The following is a 712-nucleotide window of genomic DNA, read 5'->3' on the forward strand; positions in this document are numbered from 1 at the left end:
TGCCGGAGTTGAACAACCCGCGGTTACCGGTGCCGGAGTTGAACAACCCGACGTTGTCACTACCGGCGTTCAACCCACCGAACCCGGCATTGTTGCTACCGAGCAACCCGATACCGCGGTTGCCATCACCCCAGTTGGCGAAACCGAAGTTGCCATCGCCCCAGTTACCGAAACCGATGTTGCCGTTACCGGTGTTACCGATACCGATGTTGCCCGAACCGGAGTTGCCGAAGCCGATGTTGCCATCACCGAGGTTGCCGAACCCGAAGTTGTGGCTACCCAGGTCACCGAACCCGAAGTTGAAGCTGCCCAGGTTGCCGCCACCGAGGTTGAAGCCACCCACGTTGCCCAACCCGATGTTGAGCTGGCCGACGTTGCCGCCGCCCACATTCAGCCCGCCCACGTTGCCCAGGCCGACGCTGAAGCTGGTGAAGTCGGTCACCGAGTTGTTGAAGAACCCGGAAACCTGGCTGCCGACGTTGCCGAACCCAGAGACCACCGCCTCCTGCGCCGCGTCCAACGAGCTGACGTTGAACCACCCCGACATGGTGTTGCCCAGGTTGCGCAAACCGGACTGCAAATCGCCCACGTTGCCCCAACCCGAGGTACCCAGCCCCTGGTTCTTCCACCCCGAACTGCCCGCACCCAGGTTGAAAAAGCCCGAGGAACTACCCGAACCGGAGTTGAAGAACCCCGACGACGGAGCACCCGT

General features: G+C 62.1%; 1 protein-coding gene. It reads right to left on the reverse strand.

The features are described 5' to 3' along the window. On the reverse strand, positions 1–712 hold a 712-nt coding region (locus tag BST27_RS30720), incomplete at both ends, for a pentapeptide repeat-containing protein (RefSeq protein WP_139805516.1).

It is taken from the genome of Mycobacterium intermedium (assembly GCF_002086275.1).
Taxonomy (GTDB): domain Bacteria; phylum Actinomycetota; class Actinomycetes; order Mycobacteriales; family Mycobacteriaceae; genus Mycobacterium; species Mycobacterium intermedium.